The 15,249-nt window shown below is 71.4% G+C and carries 15 protein-coding genes and 1 tRNA gene; 4 read left to right on the top strand and 12 right to left on the bottom strand.

From position 1 onward, the window contains the following. Positions 1–20 precede the first annotated feature (20 nt). The gene (locus ACH4K1_RS11345) at positions 21–833 is read left to right on the top strand and encodes a trans-aconitate 2-methyltransferase (RefSeq protein WP_398088591.1); all 813 of its coding nucleotides are present in this window, start codon (positions 21–23) and stop codon (positions 831–833) included. Further along, complete coding sequence (locus ACH4K1_RS11340) at positions 830–1,207, top strand: VOC family protein (protein WP_398088589.1); 378 nt, start codon at positions 830–832, stop codon at positions 1,205–1,207. Before ACH4K1_RS11345 ends, ACH4K1_RS11340 begins: the two co-directional genes overlap by 4 nt. A 9-nt stretch (positions 1,208–1,216) precedes the next feature. Here the strand turns inward: ACH4K1_RS11340 and ACH4K1_RS11335 are convergent, their stop codons facing one another. The 3 genes from ACH4K1_RS11335 to ACH4K1_RS11325 form a co-directional block, all read right to left on the bottom strand. Then, positions 1,217–1,819: a Uma2 family endonuclease gene (locus tag ACH4K1_RS11335; protein ID WP_398088858.1), complete on the bottom strand. Its 603-nt coding sequence runs from the start codon at positions 1,817–1,819 to the stop codon at positions 1,217–1,219. Between the two features lie 111 nt (positions 1,820–1,930). Continuing rightward, positions 1,931–2,617, bottom strand: a complete 687-nt coding sequence (locus tag ACH4K1_RS11330) for a TetR family transcriptional regulator (protein ID WP_398088587.1) — start codon at positions 2,615–2,617, stop codon at positions 1,931–1,933. Beyond that, positions 2,614–3,600 carry an acyl-CoA desaturase gene (locus tag ACH4K1_RS11325; RefSeq protein WP_398088585.1) on the bottom strand — a complete coding sequence of 329 codons (987 nt, stop codon included), beginning with the start codon at positions 3,598–3,600 and terminating at the stop codon, positions 2,614–2,616. The genes ACH4K1_RS11330 and ACH4K1_RS11325 overlap by 4 nt, the downstream gene beginning before the upstream one ends. A gap of 395 nt (positions 3,601–3,995) precedes the next feature. Between ACH4K1_RS11325 and ppc the strand changes: the two genes are divergently transcribed. Beyond that, positions 3,996–6,725, top strand: a complete 2,730-nt coding sequence (gene ppc, locus ACH4K1_RS11320) for a phosphoenolpyruvate carboxylase (RefSeq protein WP_398088583.1) — start codon at positions 3,996–3,998, stop codon at positions 6,723–6,725. A gap of 30 nt (positions 6,726–6,755) precedes the next feature. Here ppc and ACH4K1_RS11315 read toward each other — a convergent pair whose 3' ends face one another. The 7 genes from ACH4K1_RS11315 to ACH4K1_RS11285 form a co-directional block, all read right to left on the bottom strand. Further along, positions 6,756–7,226 carry a hypothetical protein gene (locus ACH4K1_RS11315; protein WP_398088581.1) on the bottom strand — a complete coding sequence of 157 codons (471 nt, stop codon included), beginning with the start codon at positions 7,224–7,226 and terminating at the stop codon, positions 6,756–6,758. A gap of 124 nt (positions 7,227–7,350) precedes the next feature. After that, entirely contained in the window at positions 7,351–7,944 is a 594-nt protein-coding gene (pth, locus tag ACH4K1_RS11310) for an aminoacyl-tRNA hydrolase (RefSeq protein ID WP_398088579.1), read from the bottom strand. 143 nt (positions 7,945–8,087) lie between these two features. After that, positions 8,088–8,678, bottom strand: coding sequence for a 50S ribosomal protein L25/general stress protein Ctc (locus tag ACH4K1_RS11305; RefSeq protein ID WP_398088577.1), 591 nt, complete (start codon positions 8,676–8,678; stop codon positions 8,088–8,090). Positions 8,679–8,884: 206 nt separating this feature from the next. Further along, positions 8,885–9,862, bottom strand: coding sequence for a ribose-phosphate diphosphokinase (locus ACH4K1_RS11300; protein WP_073771276.1), 978 nt, complete (start codon positions 9,860–9,862; stop codon positions 8,885–8,887). Positions 9,863–9,981: 119 nt separating this feature from the next. Continuing rightward, on the bottom strand, positions 9,982–11,430 hold the full coding sequence (gene glmU, locus ACH4K1_RS11295) for a bifunctional UDP-N-acetylglucosamine diphosphorylase/glucosamine-1-phosphate N-acetyltransferase GlmU (protein WP_398088575.1): 1,449 nt from the start codon (positions 11,428–11,430) through the stop codon (positions 9,982–9,984). 108 nt (positions 11,431–11,538) lie between these two features. Beyond that, positions 11,539–11,609: transfer RNA gene (locus ACH4K1_RS11290), tRNA-Gln, on the bottom strand. A gap of 12 nt (positions 11,610–11,621) precedes the next feature. After that, the gene (locus tag ACH4K1_RS11285) at positions 11,622–12,494 is read right to left on the bottom strand and encodes a hypothetical protein (RefSeq protein ID WP_398088573.1); all 873 of its coding nucleotides are present in this window, start codon (positions 12,492–12,494) and stop codon (positions 11,622–11,624) included. A 156-nt stretch (positions 12,495–12,650) separates the two neighbouring features. Here ACH4K1_RS11285 and ACH4K1_RS11280 point away from each other — a divergent pair, with 156 nt between their 5' ends. Beyond that, complete coding sequence (locus ACH4K1_RS11280; RefSeq protein ID WP_398088571.1) at positions 12,651–13,973, top strand: sensor histidine kinase; 1,323 nt, start codon at positions 12,651–12,653, stop codon at positions 13,971–13,973. Positions 13,974–14,078: 105 nt separating this feature from the next. Here the strand turns inward: ACH4K1_RS11280 and ACH4K1_RS11275 are convergent, their stop codons facing one another. After that, positions 14,079–14,579: an SUKH-3 domain-containing protein gene (locus ACH4K1_RS11275; protein WP_398088569.1), complete on the bottom strand. Its 501-nt coding sequence runs from the start codon at positions 14,577–14,579 to the stop codon at positions 14,079–14,081. 10 nt (positions 14,580–14,589) lie between these two features. After that, entirely contained in the window at positions 14,590–15,114 is a 525-nt protein-coding gene (locus ACH4K1_RS11270; protein ID WP_398088567.1) for a YwqJ-related putative deaminase, read from the bottom strand. Between the last annotated feature and the right edge of the window lie 135 nt (positions 15,115–15,249).

Raw genomic sequence — 15,249 nt, 5'->3', positions numbered from 1 at the left:
ATGGGCGGGATCCTCCTCCCATGACCGCATCCGACCGCCCCGCCTGGGATCCGCAGCAGTACCTGCGCCACGCGGGCCACCGCACCCGCCCCTTCCACGACCTCCTCGCCCGCGTCGGGGACCTCCCCGGCCGCCCGGCGCCGCGCATCGCCGACCTCGGCTGCGGCGCGGGCAACGTCACCGCCCTCCTCGCCGACCGCTGGCCCCGGGCCCGGATCACCGGCTACGACACCTCGCGGGAGATGCTCGCCGAGGCCGCCGCCCGCGCCCGTCCCCCGCTCCTCGACTTCGCCGAGGCCGACGCCGTGACCTGGGAGCCCACCGAACCGTACGACCTGATCGTCTCGACCTCCGCCCTCCAGTGGATCCCCGGCCACGCCGACCGCTTCCCCCGCTGGATCGACGCCCTGGTCCCCGGCGGCGTCCTCGCCTTCCAGGTCCCCGGCAACTTCGCCGCCCCCAGCCACACCCTCCTGGCCGGCCTCCGCGCCTCCGACCGCTGGCGCCCCCTCCTCCACGGCGTGGGCGACCGCACCGCCGCCGTCCTGGAACCCGCCGACTACCTCGCCCGCCTGCGGGACCTGGGCTGTGCGGCCGACGTCTGGGAGACCACCTACCTCCAGACCCTGCACGGCGACGACGCGGTCCTCGACTGGGTCAAGGGCACCGCCCTGCGCCCCGTCCTCACCGCCCTCGCCGACGACCCCGAAGCGCGCGAGGCGTTCGTCGCCGCCTATCGCGACCTGCTGCGCGACGCCTACCCGCCCGGCCCGCACGGCACGGTCTTCCCGTTCCGCCGCATCTTCGCCGTCGCCCGGAAGGACCAGCCGTGACCGCCCCTGCCGCCCTCGTCGCCGTCGACCACGTCCAGCTCGCCGCCCCACCCGGCTCCGAGGACGCCCTGCGCGCCTTCTACACCGGCGCCCTGGGCATGACGGAGATCCCCAAGCCCCCGGTGCTCGCCGCCCGCGGCGGCTGCTGGTTCGCTGCGGGCCCCGTCCAGCTCCACCTCGGCGTCGAACAGGACTTCCGCCCCGCGAGGAAGGCCCACCCGGGCCTGCGCGTCACCGGCATCGAGGCGTACGCCGCCCGCCTGGAAGCCCACGGGGCCGAGACCACCTGGGACGACGACCTCCCCGGCCACCGCCGCTTCTACGCCCACGACCCGGTCGGCAACCGCCTGGAGTTCCTGGAGCCGGACGCGTGACCGCCCCGCCTACAGCTCGTTGAGCGCTTCCGCCGACACGTCGATGTCCACCGGGAACGGCACCCCCGTCTTCAACCGGTCGTGATGGATGCCGGTCAGCGCGTACGCCTTCGTCACCGGGTCCAGCTCGTAGACCCGCACGACGGGGTGCCGGTCGGTGCCGGTCATCTCCACCAGCCAGAAGTGCGGGATGCCGGCGGCCGCGTACTTGTGCGGCTTGGCCTCACGGTCACGGGCCTCGGAGTCGGGGGAGACGACCTCGACGGCGAGGAGGACGTCGGCGGCCTGGTACCGGGTCACGTCCGGCCCGGTGACCGCCTCGCTGCGGACGACGGAGACGTCGGGCTCCGGCCCGTTGCGCCGGTCCAGCACCACGGTCATCTCCCGGCGGACCTTCACCTCCGGCGGCGCCGTACTGCGCAGCCCCATCACCAGCAGGTCGATCATCGTGCTGTGAAAGTCTCGCTGCGGACTCACGAAAACCAGGCTCCCGTCGATCAGCTCGGTGTGCGGCGGGAGATCGGGCAGCGTGAACAGGTCGTCCACGGTGTATCCGTCCTGCGGGGGCACCGGCCAGCGGGAACTGTGCGCGGTGGTCGGCTCGGCGGTCATGGTTCCTCCCATGGACGAATCCTCTGCCCTCCCGACCACACTACGGCGGAAAATCCGCCCCCGTCATCACAACGGGTGACGACGGGGGCAGGACTGCGCGATCAGCCGCGCTCAGCTCTTCCGGTGCCCTATCAGCCGGGGCTTCGCCTCCAGGTTCTCCAGCCCGTGCCAGCACAGGTTCACCAGATGGGCGGCGACCTCGGCCTTCTTCGGCTTGCGCACGTCCAGCCACCACTGACCCGTCAGCGCCACCATCCCCACCAGCGCCTGGGCGTACAGCGGCGCCAGCTTCGGATCGAAGCCCCGCGCCTTGAACTCCAGGCCCAGGATGTCCTCCACCTGCGTGGCGATGTCGCTGATCAGCGACGCGAACGTGCCCGTCGACTGCGCCACCGGCGAATCCCGCACCAGGATCCGGAAACCGTCCGTGTACGACTCGATGTAGTCCAGCAGCGCGAACGCCGCCTGCTCCAGCAGCTCCCGCGGATGACCCGCCGTGAGCGCCCCCGTCACCATGTCCAGCAGCCGGCGCATCTCCCGGTCGACCACCACCGCGTACAGGCCCTCTTTGCCGCCGAAGTGCTCGTACACCACCGGCTTGGAGACCCCGGCACGCGCCGCGATCTCCTCCACCGACGTGCCCTCGAACCCCTTGTCGGCGAACAGGGCCCGCCCGATGTCCAGCAGCTGCTCGCGGCGCTCCTTCCCCGTCATCCGGACCCGTCGGGCCCGTCGGGAGGGGGAGGTCCTGCTCTGCCCGCTGTTCGTGCTGGAGTCGGTCGCCACGTCGTCAATCATGCCGCGTCGGCCGGTACGCGCGTGCGCCGGGAGTCGATACGCGCGGCGTCCGGCCACCGCACGTCATGGGCCCAGCCCAGCATCTCGAACCAGCGGATCAGCCGCGCGCTGGAGTCGATCTGGCCCCGCATCACCCCGTGCCGGGCGCTCGTCGGATCCGCGTGGTGCAGGTTGTGCCACGACTCCCCGCACGACAGGACCGCCAGCCACCACACGTTCCCCGAGCGGTCACGCGACTTGAAGGGCCGCTTGCCCACCGCGTGGCAGATCGAGTTGATCGACCACGTCACGTGGTGCAGCAGCGCGACCCGCACCAGCGAACCCCAGAAGAACGCGGTCGCCGCACCCCACCACGACATCGTCACCAGACCGCCCACCAGCGGCGGAATCGCCAGCGACACGATGGTGAACGTCATGAAGTGGCGCGAGACAGCCCGGATCGCCGGGTCCTTGATCAGATCGGGGGCGTACTTCTGCTGCGACGTCTGCTCCTCGTCGAACATCCACCCGATGTGCGCCCACCACAGCCCCTTCATCAGCGCCGGCAGGCTCTCCCCGAACCGCCACGGCGAATGCGGGTCGCCCTCCGCGTCCGAGAACCGGTGGTGCTTGCGGTGATCGGCCACCCACCGCACCACCGGCCCCTCCACCGCCAGCGAACCCATCACGGCCAGCGCGATCCGCAACGGCCGCTTCGCCTTGAACGACCCGTGCGTGAAGTACCGGTGGAAACCGATCGTGATCCCGTGGCAGCCGATGAAGTACATCGCCACCAGCAGACCCACGTCCAGCCAGCTCACCCCCCGCCCCCACGCCAACGGCACCGCCGCGACCAGGGCCACGAACGGCACCACGATGAACGCCAGCAGCGCGAACTGCTCGATCGACCGCTTCCTGTCACCGCCCAGCGTGGCGGGAGGCAGCGGGGCCGCCGCCACGCCGGGCGGCTCGGTCACGTCGATCGCGGGGGGAGTACTCGGCACAGGGATACCTCGGAGGGTGAGGGGAAAGGCACGGACGGCCGTGGCTACGGTTCCGTAACCTACGGCTTGGTAAGTATGGCAGTGACGGGCACCACAACACGAGAGGCCGGTCCCACCCGTCACCCGCGGTAGTCCAACCGCCACCTGGGTAGGGGACACCCGCCCGGGTTCGTCCCCGGCGGCCGCCGCGACCCCCTCGGGCCACCGGACACGCCGCCCGCGGCGACACCTATCCTGGGAGGGTCGGACAGCGCGGTCCGCACCCGCTCGTCGGGGCGTGGCGACAGCACCGCTGCCAGCCGCAGGGCCCCGGACCCCGCCACCCGCCCCACGGCCACTCCCCGGGGGCGGTGAAGCGAACGCACCTCCTCATTCACTGCAAGGAGCCGCACACTGTGAGCAGTGCCGACCAGACCCCTGCCGCCAGCCCCGCGCTGCGCGCCGACATCCGCCGCCTCGGCGACCTCCTCGGCGAAACCCTCGTACGCCAGGAGGGACAGGAACTCCTCGACCTCGTCGAACGGGTCCGCGCCCTGACCCGCACCGACGGCGAAGCCGCCGCCGAACTCCTCGGCGACACGGACCTGGAGACCGCCGCACAGCTCGTGCGCGCCTTCTCCACCTACTTCCACCTCGCCAACGTCACCGAGCAGGTCCACCGCGCCCACGAGATGCGCGACCGCCGCTCCGCCGAGGGCGGCCTCCTGGCCCGCACCGCCGACCGCCTCAAGGACGCCGACCCCGACCACCTGCGCGAGACGGTCAAGAACCTCAACGTCCGGCCCGTCTTCACCGCCCACCCCACCGAAGCCGCCCGCCGCTCCGTCCTCAACAAGCTGCGCCGCATCGCCGAACTGCTGGAGACCCCGGTCATCGAGGCCGACCGCCGCCGCCTCGACCTCCGCCTCGCCGAGAACATCGACCTCATCTGGCAGACCGACGAACTCCGCGTCGTCCGCCCGGAACCCGCCGACGAGGCCCGCAACGCCATCTACTACCTCGACGAGCTCCACGCCGGCGCCGTCGGAGACGTCCTGGAGGACCTCGCCGCCGAACTGGAGCGCGTCGGCGTCGAACTCCCCGCCGGCACCCGCCCCCTCACCTTCGGCACCTGGATCGGCGGCGACCGCGACGGCAACCCCAACGTCACCCCCGCCGTCACCTGGGACATCCTGATTCTCCAGCACGAACACGGCATCACCGACGCCCTGGAGATGATCGACCACCTCCGCGGCCTCCTCTCCAACTCCATCCGCTACGCCGGAGCCACCGAGGAACTCCTCGCCTCCCTCCAGGCCGACCTGGAACGCCTCCCCGGCATCAGCCCCCGCTACAAGCGGCTCAACGCCGAGGAGCCCTACCGCCTCAAGGCCACCTGCATCCGGCAGAAGCTCGTCAACACCCGCGAACGCCTCGCCGAAGGCACCCCCCACCGCCCCGGCTGCGACTACCTCGGCACCGCCGAACTCATCGCCGACCTCGAACTCATCCAGACCTCCCTGCGCGAGCACCGCGGCGGCCTCTTCGCCGACGGCCGGATGGACCGCACCATCCGCACCCTCGCCGCCTTCGGCCTCCAGCTCGCCACCATGGACGTACGCGAACACGCCGACGCCCACCACCACGCCCTCGGCCAGCTCTTCGACCGGCTCGGCGAGGAGTCCTGGCGCTACGCCGACATGCCCCGCGACTACCGGCAGAAGCTCCTCGCCAAGGAACTCCGCTCCCGCCGCCCCCTCGCCCCCACCCCCGCCCCCCTCGACGCGGCCGGCGAGAAGACCCTCGGCGTCTTCCACACCATCAAGGAAGCCTTCGAACGCTTCGGCCCCGAAGTCATCGAGTCCTACATCATCTCCATGTGCCAGGGCGCCGACGACGTCTTCGCCGCCGCCGTCCTCGCCCGCGAGGCCGGACTCCTCGACCTCCACGCCGGCTGGGCCAAGATCGGCATCGTCCCGCTCCTGGAGACCACCGACGAGCTCAAGGCCGCCGACGTCATCCTCGACGCCATGCTCGCCGACCCCTCCTACCGCCGCCTCGTCTCCCTGCGCGGCGACGTCCAGGAGGTCATGCTCGGCTACAGCGACTCCTCCAAGTTCGGCGGCATCACCACCTCCCAGTGGGAGATCCACCGCGCCCAGCGACGCCTCCGCGACGTCGCCCACCGCTACGGCGTACGCCTGCGCCTCTTCCACGGCCGCGGCGGCACCGTCGGCCGCGGCGGCGGCCCCTCCCACGACGCGATCCTCGCCCAGCCCTGGGGCACCCTGGAGGGCGAGATCAAGGTCACCGAACAGGGCGAGGTCATCTCCGACAAGTACCTCATCCCCGCCCTCGCCCGCGAGAACCTGGAACTGACCGTCGCGGCCACCCTCCAGGCATCCGCCCTGCACACCGCGCCCCGCCAGTCCGACGAAGCCCTCGCCCGCTGGGACGCGGCCATGGACACCGTCTCCGACGCCGCCCACAGCGCCTACCGCAAGCTCGTCGAGGACCCCGACCTGCCCGCGTACTTCCTCGCCTCCACCCCGGTGGACCAGCTCGCCGACCTGCACCTGGGCTCGCGGCCCTCCCGCCGCCCCGGCTCCGGCGTCTCACTCGACGGCCTCCGCGCCATCCCGTGGGTCTTCGGCTGGACCCAGTCCCGCCAGATCGTCCCCGGCTGGTACGGCGTCGGCTCCGGCCTCAAGGCCCTGCGCGAAGCCGGACTCGACACCGTCCTCGACGAGATGCACGAGCACTGGCACTTCTTCCGCAACTTCATCTCCAACGTCGAGATGACCCTCGCCAAGACCGACCTGCGCATCGCCCGCCACTACGTCGACACCCTCGTCCCCGACGAGCTCACCCACGTCTTCGACGCCATCGAGGTCGAACACGCCCTCACCGTGAGCGAAATCCTGCGCATCACCGGCGGCGAGAAGCTGCTCGACACCAACCCGGTGCTCCAGCAGACCTTCTCCATCCGCGACGCCTACCTGGACCCGATCTCCTACCTCCAGGTCTCCCTGCTCGCCCGCCAGCGCCAGGCCGCCGAGCGCGGCGAGGAGCCCGACCCGCTCCTCGCCCGCGCCCTGCTGCTCACCGTCAACGGCGTCGCGGCAGGGCTCCGCAACACCGGCTGACCACCGACGCCAGCCCCCGGGGCGGCCCCGCTACAGCGCGACGAACGTCGCCACCAGCAGGGCCGCCCCCGCCAGCCCCGCACCCCACGCCGTACGCGCCATCCGCAACCCCCCGCCGATCACGCACGCCGCCAGCAGCATCGCCCCGCCCAACGGCACCCAGGCATGCAGAAAGCCCGGCACCCCCGTGCGGACCACCGCATCGGAACCGGGCTTCACCACCACCGGGAAACGATCCCCCACCCGCGCCGCCACCGAACGGTCCACGGACACCCGCGCCCGCTCCCGCGACACCGCGTCCGGCTCGAACGAACCGGTGCACGCCTCCTCGCCGCACCCCGTCACCGTCACGACCCCGTGCTCCCGGCCCTTGGCCAGAACGATGTGGTGCGCGGTGTTCCACGACGACCACGCACCCGCCACCAGCAGCACCAGGACGACCAGGCCCATGGCCACCCGCCGCCCCGCGACCGCCGCCCGGCGGGAAGAGCTCCGTTTCATGGGGGCCGATCCTTGGCCAGACCCGCACCCCCGGTCAACCCGCGACCGGAAAACGCCCCACCACCACCAGGAATGTCAGGAGTTGCGCCCGACACCCGCCCCCTCGCCGGACCGGGGCGGGACCTCAGGAGTTGTACGCGCTCTGCGCCCGCTCCAGCCCCTCCGCCAGCAGGCACTCCACCGCGTCCGCCGACCGGTCCACCAGAAACGCCAACTCCTTGCGCTCCGTAGAGGAGAAGTCCTTCAGCACGAAGTCCGCCACCTGCATCCGCCCCGGCGGCCGCCCGATCCCGAACCGCACCCGGTGGTAGTCCGGACCCATTGCCTTCGTCATCGACTTCAGCCCGTTGTGCCCGTTGTCCCCGCCGCCCAGCTTCAACCGCAGCGACCCGTACTCCACGTCCAACTCGTCGTGGACCGCCACCACATGGTCCAGCGGCACCTTGTAGAAGTCCCGCAGCGCCGTCACCGGCCCGCCCGACAGGTTCATGTACGACATCGGCTTCACCAGCACCACCCGCCGGCTCGCCGGACCCGGCGGACCGATCCGCCCCTCCACCACCTGCGCCTGCGCCTTCTGCGCCCGCTTGAACTTCCCGCCGATCCGCCCGGCCAGCAGATCGACGGTCATGAACCCGACGTTGTGCCGGTTCGCCGCGTAATCGGGGCCGGGGTTGCCCAGGCCCACGATGAGCCAGGGGTCGGTGGCGTCGGACATCAGCGCTCGGTCTCCTCATACGCGTACAAGCGGGACGGCAGGCGAACGGGGCGGCGGCTCCCCGCAGGGAACCACCACCCCGTCAGTCAACCAGGTGGAACACGTCACGCGGCCGGAGCCGGCGCGACGGAGGGGGACGAGGCTCAGGCCTCGGTGCTCTCGCCCTCGGCGGCCTCGCCCGCGGCCGGCTCCTCGGCCTGCGCGGCGACGACCTGGATCACGATGGCGTCCTCGTCGCCGGCCAGCACCGAACCCTTGGGCAGCGCGATGTCCTTGGCGAGGATCGAGTCACCGGCGTCCAGGCCCGCGACGGAGACCGTGACGGACTCGGGGATGTGGGTGGCCTCGGCCTCGACCAGCAGCGTGTTCTGGACGAACTCCAGCAGGTTGGAGCCCGGAGCCAGGTCGCCCTCGGTGTGCACCGCGATCTCGACCTCGACCTTCTCGCCGCGCTTCACGGTCAGCAGGTCGACGTGCTCGATGGTGCCCTTGAGGGGGTGGCGCTGCACGGCCTTCGGGATGACCAGCGCGTCCTTGCCGTCGATCTCCAGACCGATCAGCACGTTGGCCGTACGCAGCGCGAGCAGCAGGTCGTGGCCGGGCAGCGTGACGTGGACCGGCTCGGCGCCGTGGCCGTAGACGACACCGGGAACCCGGTCGGCACGGCGGACGCGGCGGGCGGCGCCCTTGCCGAACTCGGTACGGACCTCGCTGGCGAGCTTGATCTCAGCCATGGTTGCACTCCTCGTCAGATGGGGTGGGCCGTCGGAAGACGGAACACGAACGGTCACCCGGCCCACGACAGGCCTGCTACGAAGAGCGCGTCGATAACGGACCGCCGTACACAGGTACGGCCTCCCTCGCCGAGCAACTCGCTGAGTCTACCCGGCGGGGAGGCCGCACCCCAAAGTGGATCACCAGAGGGCGATCACCACCCCTGTCAGCCCTGCTCCTCGAAGAGGCTCGTCACCGAACCGTCCTCGAACACCTCGCGCACCGCACGCGCGATCGTCGGCGCGATCGACAGCACCGTGATCTTGTCCAGCTCCAGCTCGCCCGGGGTCGGCAGCGTGTCCGTGAAGACGAACTCGCTCACCTTCGAGTTCTTCAGCCGGTCCGCCGCCGGACCCGACAGCACCCCGTGCGTCGCCGTCACGATGACGTCCGCCGCCCCGTGCGCGAACAGGGCGTCCGCCGCGGCGCAGATCGTGCCACCGGTGTCGATCATGTCGTCGACCAGCACGCAGACCCGGCCCTCGACGTTGCCGACGACCTCGTGGACGGAGACCTGGTTCGGCACGTCCTTGTCGCGGCGCTTGTGCACGATCGCCAGCGGCGCGTCCAGCCGGTCGCACCAGCGGTCGGCGACCCGCACCCGGCCCGCGTCCGGCGAGACGATCGTCAGCTTGGAACGGTCCACCTTCGCGCCCACGTAGTCCGCCAGGATCGGCAGCGCGAACAGGTGGTCCACCGGGCCGTCGAAGAAGCCCTGGATCTGGTCGGTGTGCAGATCGACGGTGAGGATCCGGTCCGCACCCGCCGTCTTCATCAGGTCCGCCACCAGACGGGCCGAGATCGGCTCACGGCCCCGGTGCTTCTTGTCCTGACGGGCGTACCCGTAGAACGGCACGATCACCGTGATCGAGCGGGCCGACGCGCGCTTCAGCGCGTCCAGCATGATCAGCTGCTCCATGATCCACTTGTTGATCGGAGCCGTGTGGCTCTGGATCAGGAAGCAGTCCGCGCCACGTGCCGACTCCTGGAACCGCACATAGATCTCACCGTTGGCGAAATCGAACGCCTTCGTCGGCACAAGACCGACTCCCAGCTGATGGGCGACCTCCTCGGCAAGCTCGGGGTGGGCGCGGCCGGAGAAGAGCATCAGTTTCTTCTCGCCGGTCGTCTTGATCCCGGTCACAGCACAGTCTCCTCAGACATGTATCTGGCGCCGCACGCATGGTCCCGATGTGCAACGAGCCAGCCGAAATGGGGTGAGCATCTATCACGGTACGCCGTCACCGGCGCACCTGTTTCCGGTCAGCTTTGCCCGTCGGTCTCCCGCACCGACGCCTGAGCGGCCTGCGCGGCGGCGCTGCCCGGCCGCTTCCGGGCCACCCAACCCTCGATATTCCGCTGCTGGCCCCGCGCCACGGCCAGCGAACCGGCGGGCACGTCCTTGGTGATGACCGACCCCGCGGCGGTGTAGACCCCGTCCCCGACCGTGACAGGTGCCACAAACATATTGTCCGAACCGGTACGGCAGTGGGAGCCGATCGTCGTGTGGTGCTTGGCCACCCCGTCGTAGTTCACGAAGACGCTCGCCGCACCGATGTTGGTGTGGTCGCCGATCGTCGCGTCCCCCACGTAGCTGAGGTGGGGGACCTTCGTCCCCTCGCCCACGGTCGCGTTCTTCATCTCCACGTACGTGCCGGCCTTGGCCTTCGTCCCCAGCCGCGTTCCCGGCCGCAGGTACGCGTACGGGCCCACCGACGCCCCCGGCCCGATCTCGGCCGAGTCGGTCACGGAGTTGTCCACCCGCGCCCCGGCCCCCACGGCGGTGTCCTTCAGCCGCGTGTTGGGCCCCACCTCGGCGTCCTCCGCGAGGTGGGTGGTCCCCAGCAGCTGCGTCCCCGGGTGCACGACCGCGTCCCGCTCGTACGTCACCGTCGCGTCGATCAGCGTGGACGCCGGGTCCACCACGGTCACGCCCGCCAGCATCGCCCGCTCCAGCAGCCGCTCGTTCAGCAGCCGGCGCGCCTCGGAGAGCTGGAGGCGGTTGTTGATCCCGAGGATCTCGCGGTGGTCGCCCGCCACGCACGCCCCGACCCGGTGCCCGGCCTCGCGCAGGATCGAGAGCACGTCGGTGAGGTACTCCTCGCCCTGGCTGTTGTCGGTGCGCACCTTGCCCAGCGCGTCGGCCAGCAGCCGCCCGTCGAACGCGAACACCCCGGAGTTGATCTCCCGGATCGCCCGCTGCTCGTCGGTGGCGTCCTTGTGCTCGACGATCTCGGTGACCGCGCCCGAGGCCGGGTCGCGCACGATGCGCCCGTAACCGGTGGAGTCGGGGACCTCGGCGCTCAGGACGGTGACCGCGTTGGCGTCGGCGGCGTGGGTGGCGGCGAGCGCGCCGAGCGTCTCGCCGGAGAGCAGCGGAGTGTCGCCGCAGACGACGATCACGGTGCCGTCGACGGCCCCCCCGAGCTCCTCCAGCCCCATGCGGACGGCGTGGCCGGTGCCGTTCTGCTCGGCCTGGAAGGCGGTGCGGACGGGGGCCTCGCCGGCGTTCAGGTGCGCGGTGACCTGCTCACTGGCGTGGCCGACGACCACGACGAGGTGCTGGGGGTCCAGCTCACGGGCGGCGGCGACGACATGGCCGACGAGCGAGCGCCCGGAGATCTCGTGCAGGACCTTGGGAGTCTTCGACTTCATGCGGGTGCCCTCACCCGCTGCGAGGACGACGACGGCTGCCGGGCTGGTTGCGCTCACGGATGTGCCCTTCGGCTTCGGGTGGTGGTCATCCGCAGGATACCGGGGGTGTTTCCACCGGAAACGGGGGCGGGCCCCGACCGGTGTGGTCGGGGCCCGCGCGTACTGCTCCCGGGGAAGGAATCGAACCCTCATTCAATGGACCAAAACCATTTGTCCTGCCATTAGACGACCCGGGATGGTATCGCCGTTTATGTCCGATTCTCTTGATCGGCGCGTTCCGCAGCCCCTACTATGCCGCACCAGGAGCCCTCGATGCGACGGTACAGCTCCGCGCTTTTCCGTACGCGTACCACCAGGCAGCCCCGGTAGTGCTCGCCGGCATTCTTCCGGTTCGTCTTCGGCGAGTGCTTCTTGAGCGACGTCTTGCCGAACGCCGAAGGTGCGGCCCCGGTGAGGGCGGCCCAGAACTGCTCGGCTGCCGTGACGTCCCCGGACTCGTGGATGTGCACGTGGAAGCGGAGGCGCTGGTCGTCCACTTCCAGGAGACGGAGCCAGGCGAGGAAGACCCTGACCATGCCGGGGTCGCTGTTGACGAAGGTGACCCGCTCCTGGGTGCGGTACGGCTTGGACTTGGAGCCCTCCGCCCAGTAGAGGCCGACGCCCACCAGGAAGAGTTCGCGGTCGGTCATGGCGCCGATCTCCTCTGCGGCCCTCTGTTTCGCCGCCCGGCGCTCGGCGTCCCGCCGCTGGAGTGTCGCTTCCCAGCCGCGCCGCCCGACCGCGGAGGACTCCTCCCGCGTCCGCCGGCGCTCCGGCTTCGGCAGATCCCGTACCCAGAGCGAGATCGAACTCTTCGAGCACCCCAGCTCCACCTGGATCCGGTCGTAGGTCATCCCCTGGAGCCGCAGCTCCCGGGCCTTGGCCCGCAGGTCGTCCTTGGCGTTGGGGCGCTTCGTCCACTCCGGCGCGGGCTCGCCCTGGAGGAGGCGGTGGAGCATGTCGTTGTTGAAGACCTTCAGCCGGTCCCTGATCTGCCGGACGCTCAACCCCTCCCGGCGCAGCGCCACCGCCCGGGCGCGTAAGCTCTCGAAGTCGGCGTACTTGCTGGTGGTTTCCGTCATACGGGGATCGTCGTCCGGAATGCGAACGTCCGGGTCGACAGCATGGGCGGTTCGCCATTTCGGGCGATCGGCAGGTGTTTCGTGCTTGTTCGAGTGCGGCACGTGCTGTTGCCGGTCCCCCGGAATCGAGGTGCGTCCGCCCGTAGGCTGGATGCCATGACCGCAACGGGGGAAGACCGGGAGGCGGCGGGATCGACCACCCGCGGCTACTGGTGGTGGGAGCGGCGGCGGAGTGTCGCCCTGGACGGGGGACTGGCGCTGGTTTCGGCGCTGGAGTGTGGCCTGGAGGGGGTGGAGTTCGCCGGGAACACCGGGCTGCCGGTGCCGGTGGGCGTGGTGATCGGACTGCTGGCGGGTTCGGTGCTGCTGGTCCGTCGGCGGTGGCCGATCGCCGTGGTGCTCGTGACGATCGCGATGACGCCCGCCGAGATGGGTTTCCTGATGGCCCTCGTGGGCCTGTACACGCTGGCGGCGTCGGAGGTGCCGCGCCGGATCACCGTCGTGCTGGCGGGGATGGCGCTGGTGGGGACGTTCATCGTCACCTACGTGCGGCTGCGGCAGAGCGTGGCGGAGCAGGCGGACTTCGGCCCCGGGGACTGGTACGTCCCGCTGATGTCGGTCTTCATGGCGGTGGGGCTGACGGCGCCCTCGGTGCTGTTCGGCCTCTACACGGGGGCCCGGCGCCGGCTGATGGAGAGCCTGCGGGAGCGGGCCGATTCGCTGGAGCGGGAGTTGTCGCTGCTCGCGGACCGGGCCGAGGAGCGGGCCGAGTGGGCGCGTACGGAGGAGCGGACCCGGATCGCCCGGGAGATGCACGACGTGGTCGCCCATCGGGTGAGCCTGATGGTGGTGCACGCCGCCGCCCTGCAGGCCGTGGCGCCGAAGGATCCGGCGAAGGCGGTGCGCAACGCGGCGCTGGTGGGGGACATGGGCCGGCAGGCGTTGGCGGAGTTGCGCGAGATGCTCGGGGTGCTGCGTACGGGGGAGGCGCTGAGGGCGCCCGCGGCGGCGGGCGGGGTTCCGCTGGCGTCGGTGGGGAAGGCCGCCGCCGCGGCCGCCGCGACCGTCGCCTCGGAGGAGGGGCCCCGGCTGCGGGAGCTGGAGGAGCTGGTGGCGCAGTCGCGGCAGGCGGGGATGGTGGTCGAGCTGTCGGTGGACGGGGAGGCGCGGCCGTATCCGCCGGAGGTCGAGCAGACGGCGTTCCGGGTGGTGCAGGAGGCGCTGACGAACGTGCACAAGCACGCGGCGGGTGCGAAGACGTGGGTGCGGCTCGCGCACCGGGGTGCGGAGGTCGCGATGCAGGTGGAGAACGGCCCCTCGGACGTCGCGGTGGCGGACGCGGGGCTGCCGAGCGGGGGGAACGGACTGGTGGGGATGCGGGAGCGGGTGCTCGGGCTGGGGGGCGTCTTCGTCTCCGGTCCGACCGAGGCGGGGGGCTTCCGGGTGTCGGCGGTGCTTCCCTGCGGTGCGGACGCCTGACGGTCGGCCCGGTCGGCCCGGCCTGCTCCGGCCCGTCCGCACGCGCTCGCGCGCACGGGCCGGGGCGGCAGCTCCGGCCGCGGACCCCGGGCGGGCCGTCCGCGCTTACGCCGACGTCAGGCGGGACGGTTGGACGCCGGTGACGAGGGTGGAGAGGGCCTCGTCGATGTCCTGGCCCAGGAACCAGTCGCCGGTGTGGTCGATGCTGTAGACCCGGCCCTCGGCGTCGATCGCCAGTACCGCCTGTTCCCCGCCCTCCGACCCGAGCGGACTGACCTCCGTCTCCAGGGCGCGGCCGAGGTCGCCGAGCGTACGGGCCAGGTGGAGGCCGCTCAGGGGGTCGATGTGGACGGTGGCGGGCGCGATGTGGCGGCCGGCGGCGGATGCGGTGATGTGGAGGCCGCCGAACTCGGCCCAGGCTTCGACCGCCGCCGGGAGGACGGCGTGCCGGTGGCCGGCCGGGGAGGCGTGGGAGCGCAGGGTGTCGGCCCACTCCTCCGCCTGGCGGATGTCCCAGCGGCCCGGCTGCCAGCCGGCGTCGCGCAGGGCGGCGTCGACGGCGACGGAGAAGCGGGTGGTGGAGGTGTGCTGCTGGCGGTCGTGCATCGGTGGGCGGTCAGCCCTTCTCGGCGGTGGTCGCGGCGCCGGTGGTGGTGAGGTCGACGGGGCGTACGCCGAAGTGGGCCAGGAGTGCGGAGCAGGACCGGCAGGGCGGTGCGTAGCTGCCGTGGAGCGGGTCGCCGTCCTCGCGGATGCGGCGGGCGGTGATCCGTGAGTGTTTGAGGGCGCGCCGTGCCTCCCCGTTGGTGAGGGGTTTTCGCTGGGCGCGTTTGGAGCGTCCGCTCTCGGCGGCGGTGAGCCGGCGGGAGAGCAGTATGGCTTCGGGGCAGCGGCCGGTGAAGCGTTCGCGCTGGCCGCTGGTGAGGGTGTCGAGGAAGTCCTGGACGAGCGGGTGCAGTACCGGTGGCCGGTCGCCCTTGCCGGCGGTGCAGGTCAGCGTCTCCCCGCGGACGGAGAGCGCGGCGGCCACGGCGGGGAGGATCCCGTCGCGGCGGTGGATCAGGCGGGGGGTGCGGCTGGTCTCGGTGCTGCTCCAGCTGAGGCGCGGATCCCCTGATGTGACGGTTTGTGCGGTTTGCATCGTGCTGACGTCCCTCCCTGCAATCCCCCGAGTTGCGGGGACAGCCTGCCAAATGTGCCGGGTGGTGGGGAAGCGGGGGCGGGGAAACGTGCCCGCGTGTCGCCCGGAGGCCCCGGTCCGTCGCCTCACCGTCAC

It is taken from the genome of Streptomyces sp. NPDC017448 (assembly GCF_044330565.1).
Lineage (GTDB): Bacteria > Actinomycetota > Actinomycetes > Streptomycetales > Streptomycetaceae > Streptomyces.
This window is presented reverse-complemented; position numbering and strand designations above follow the sequence as displayed.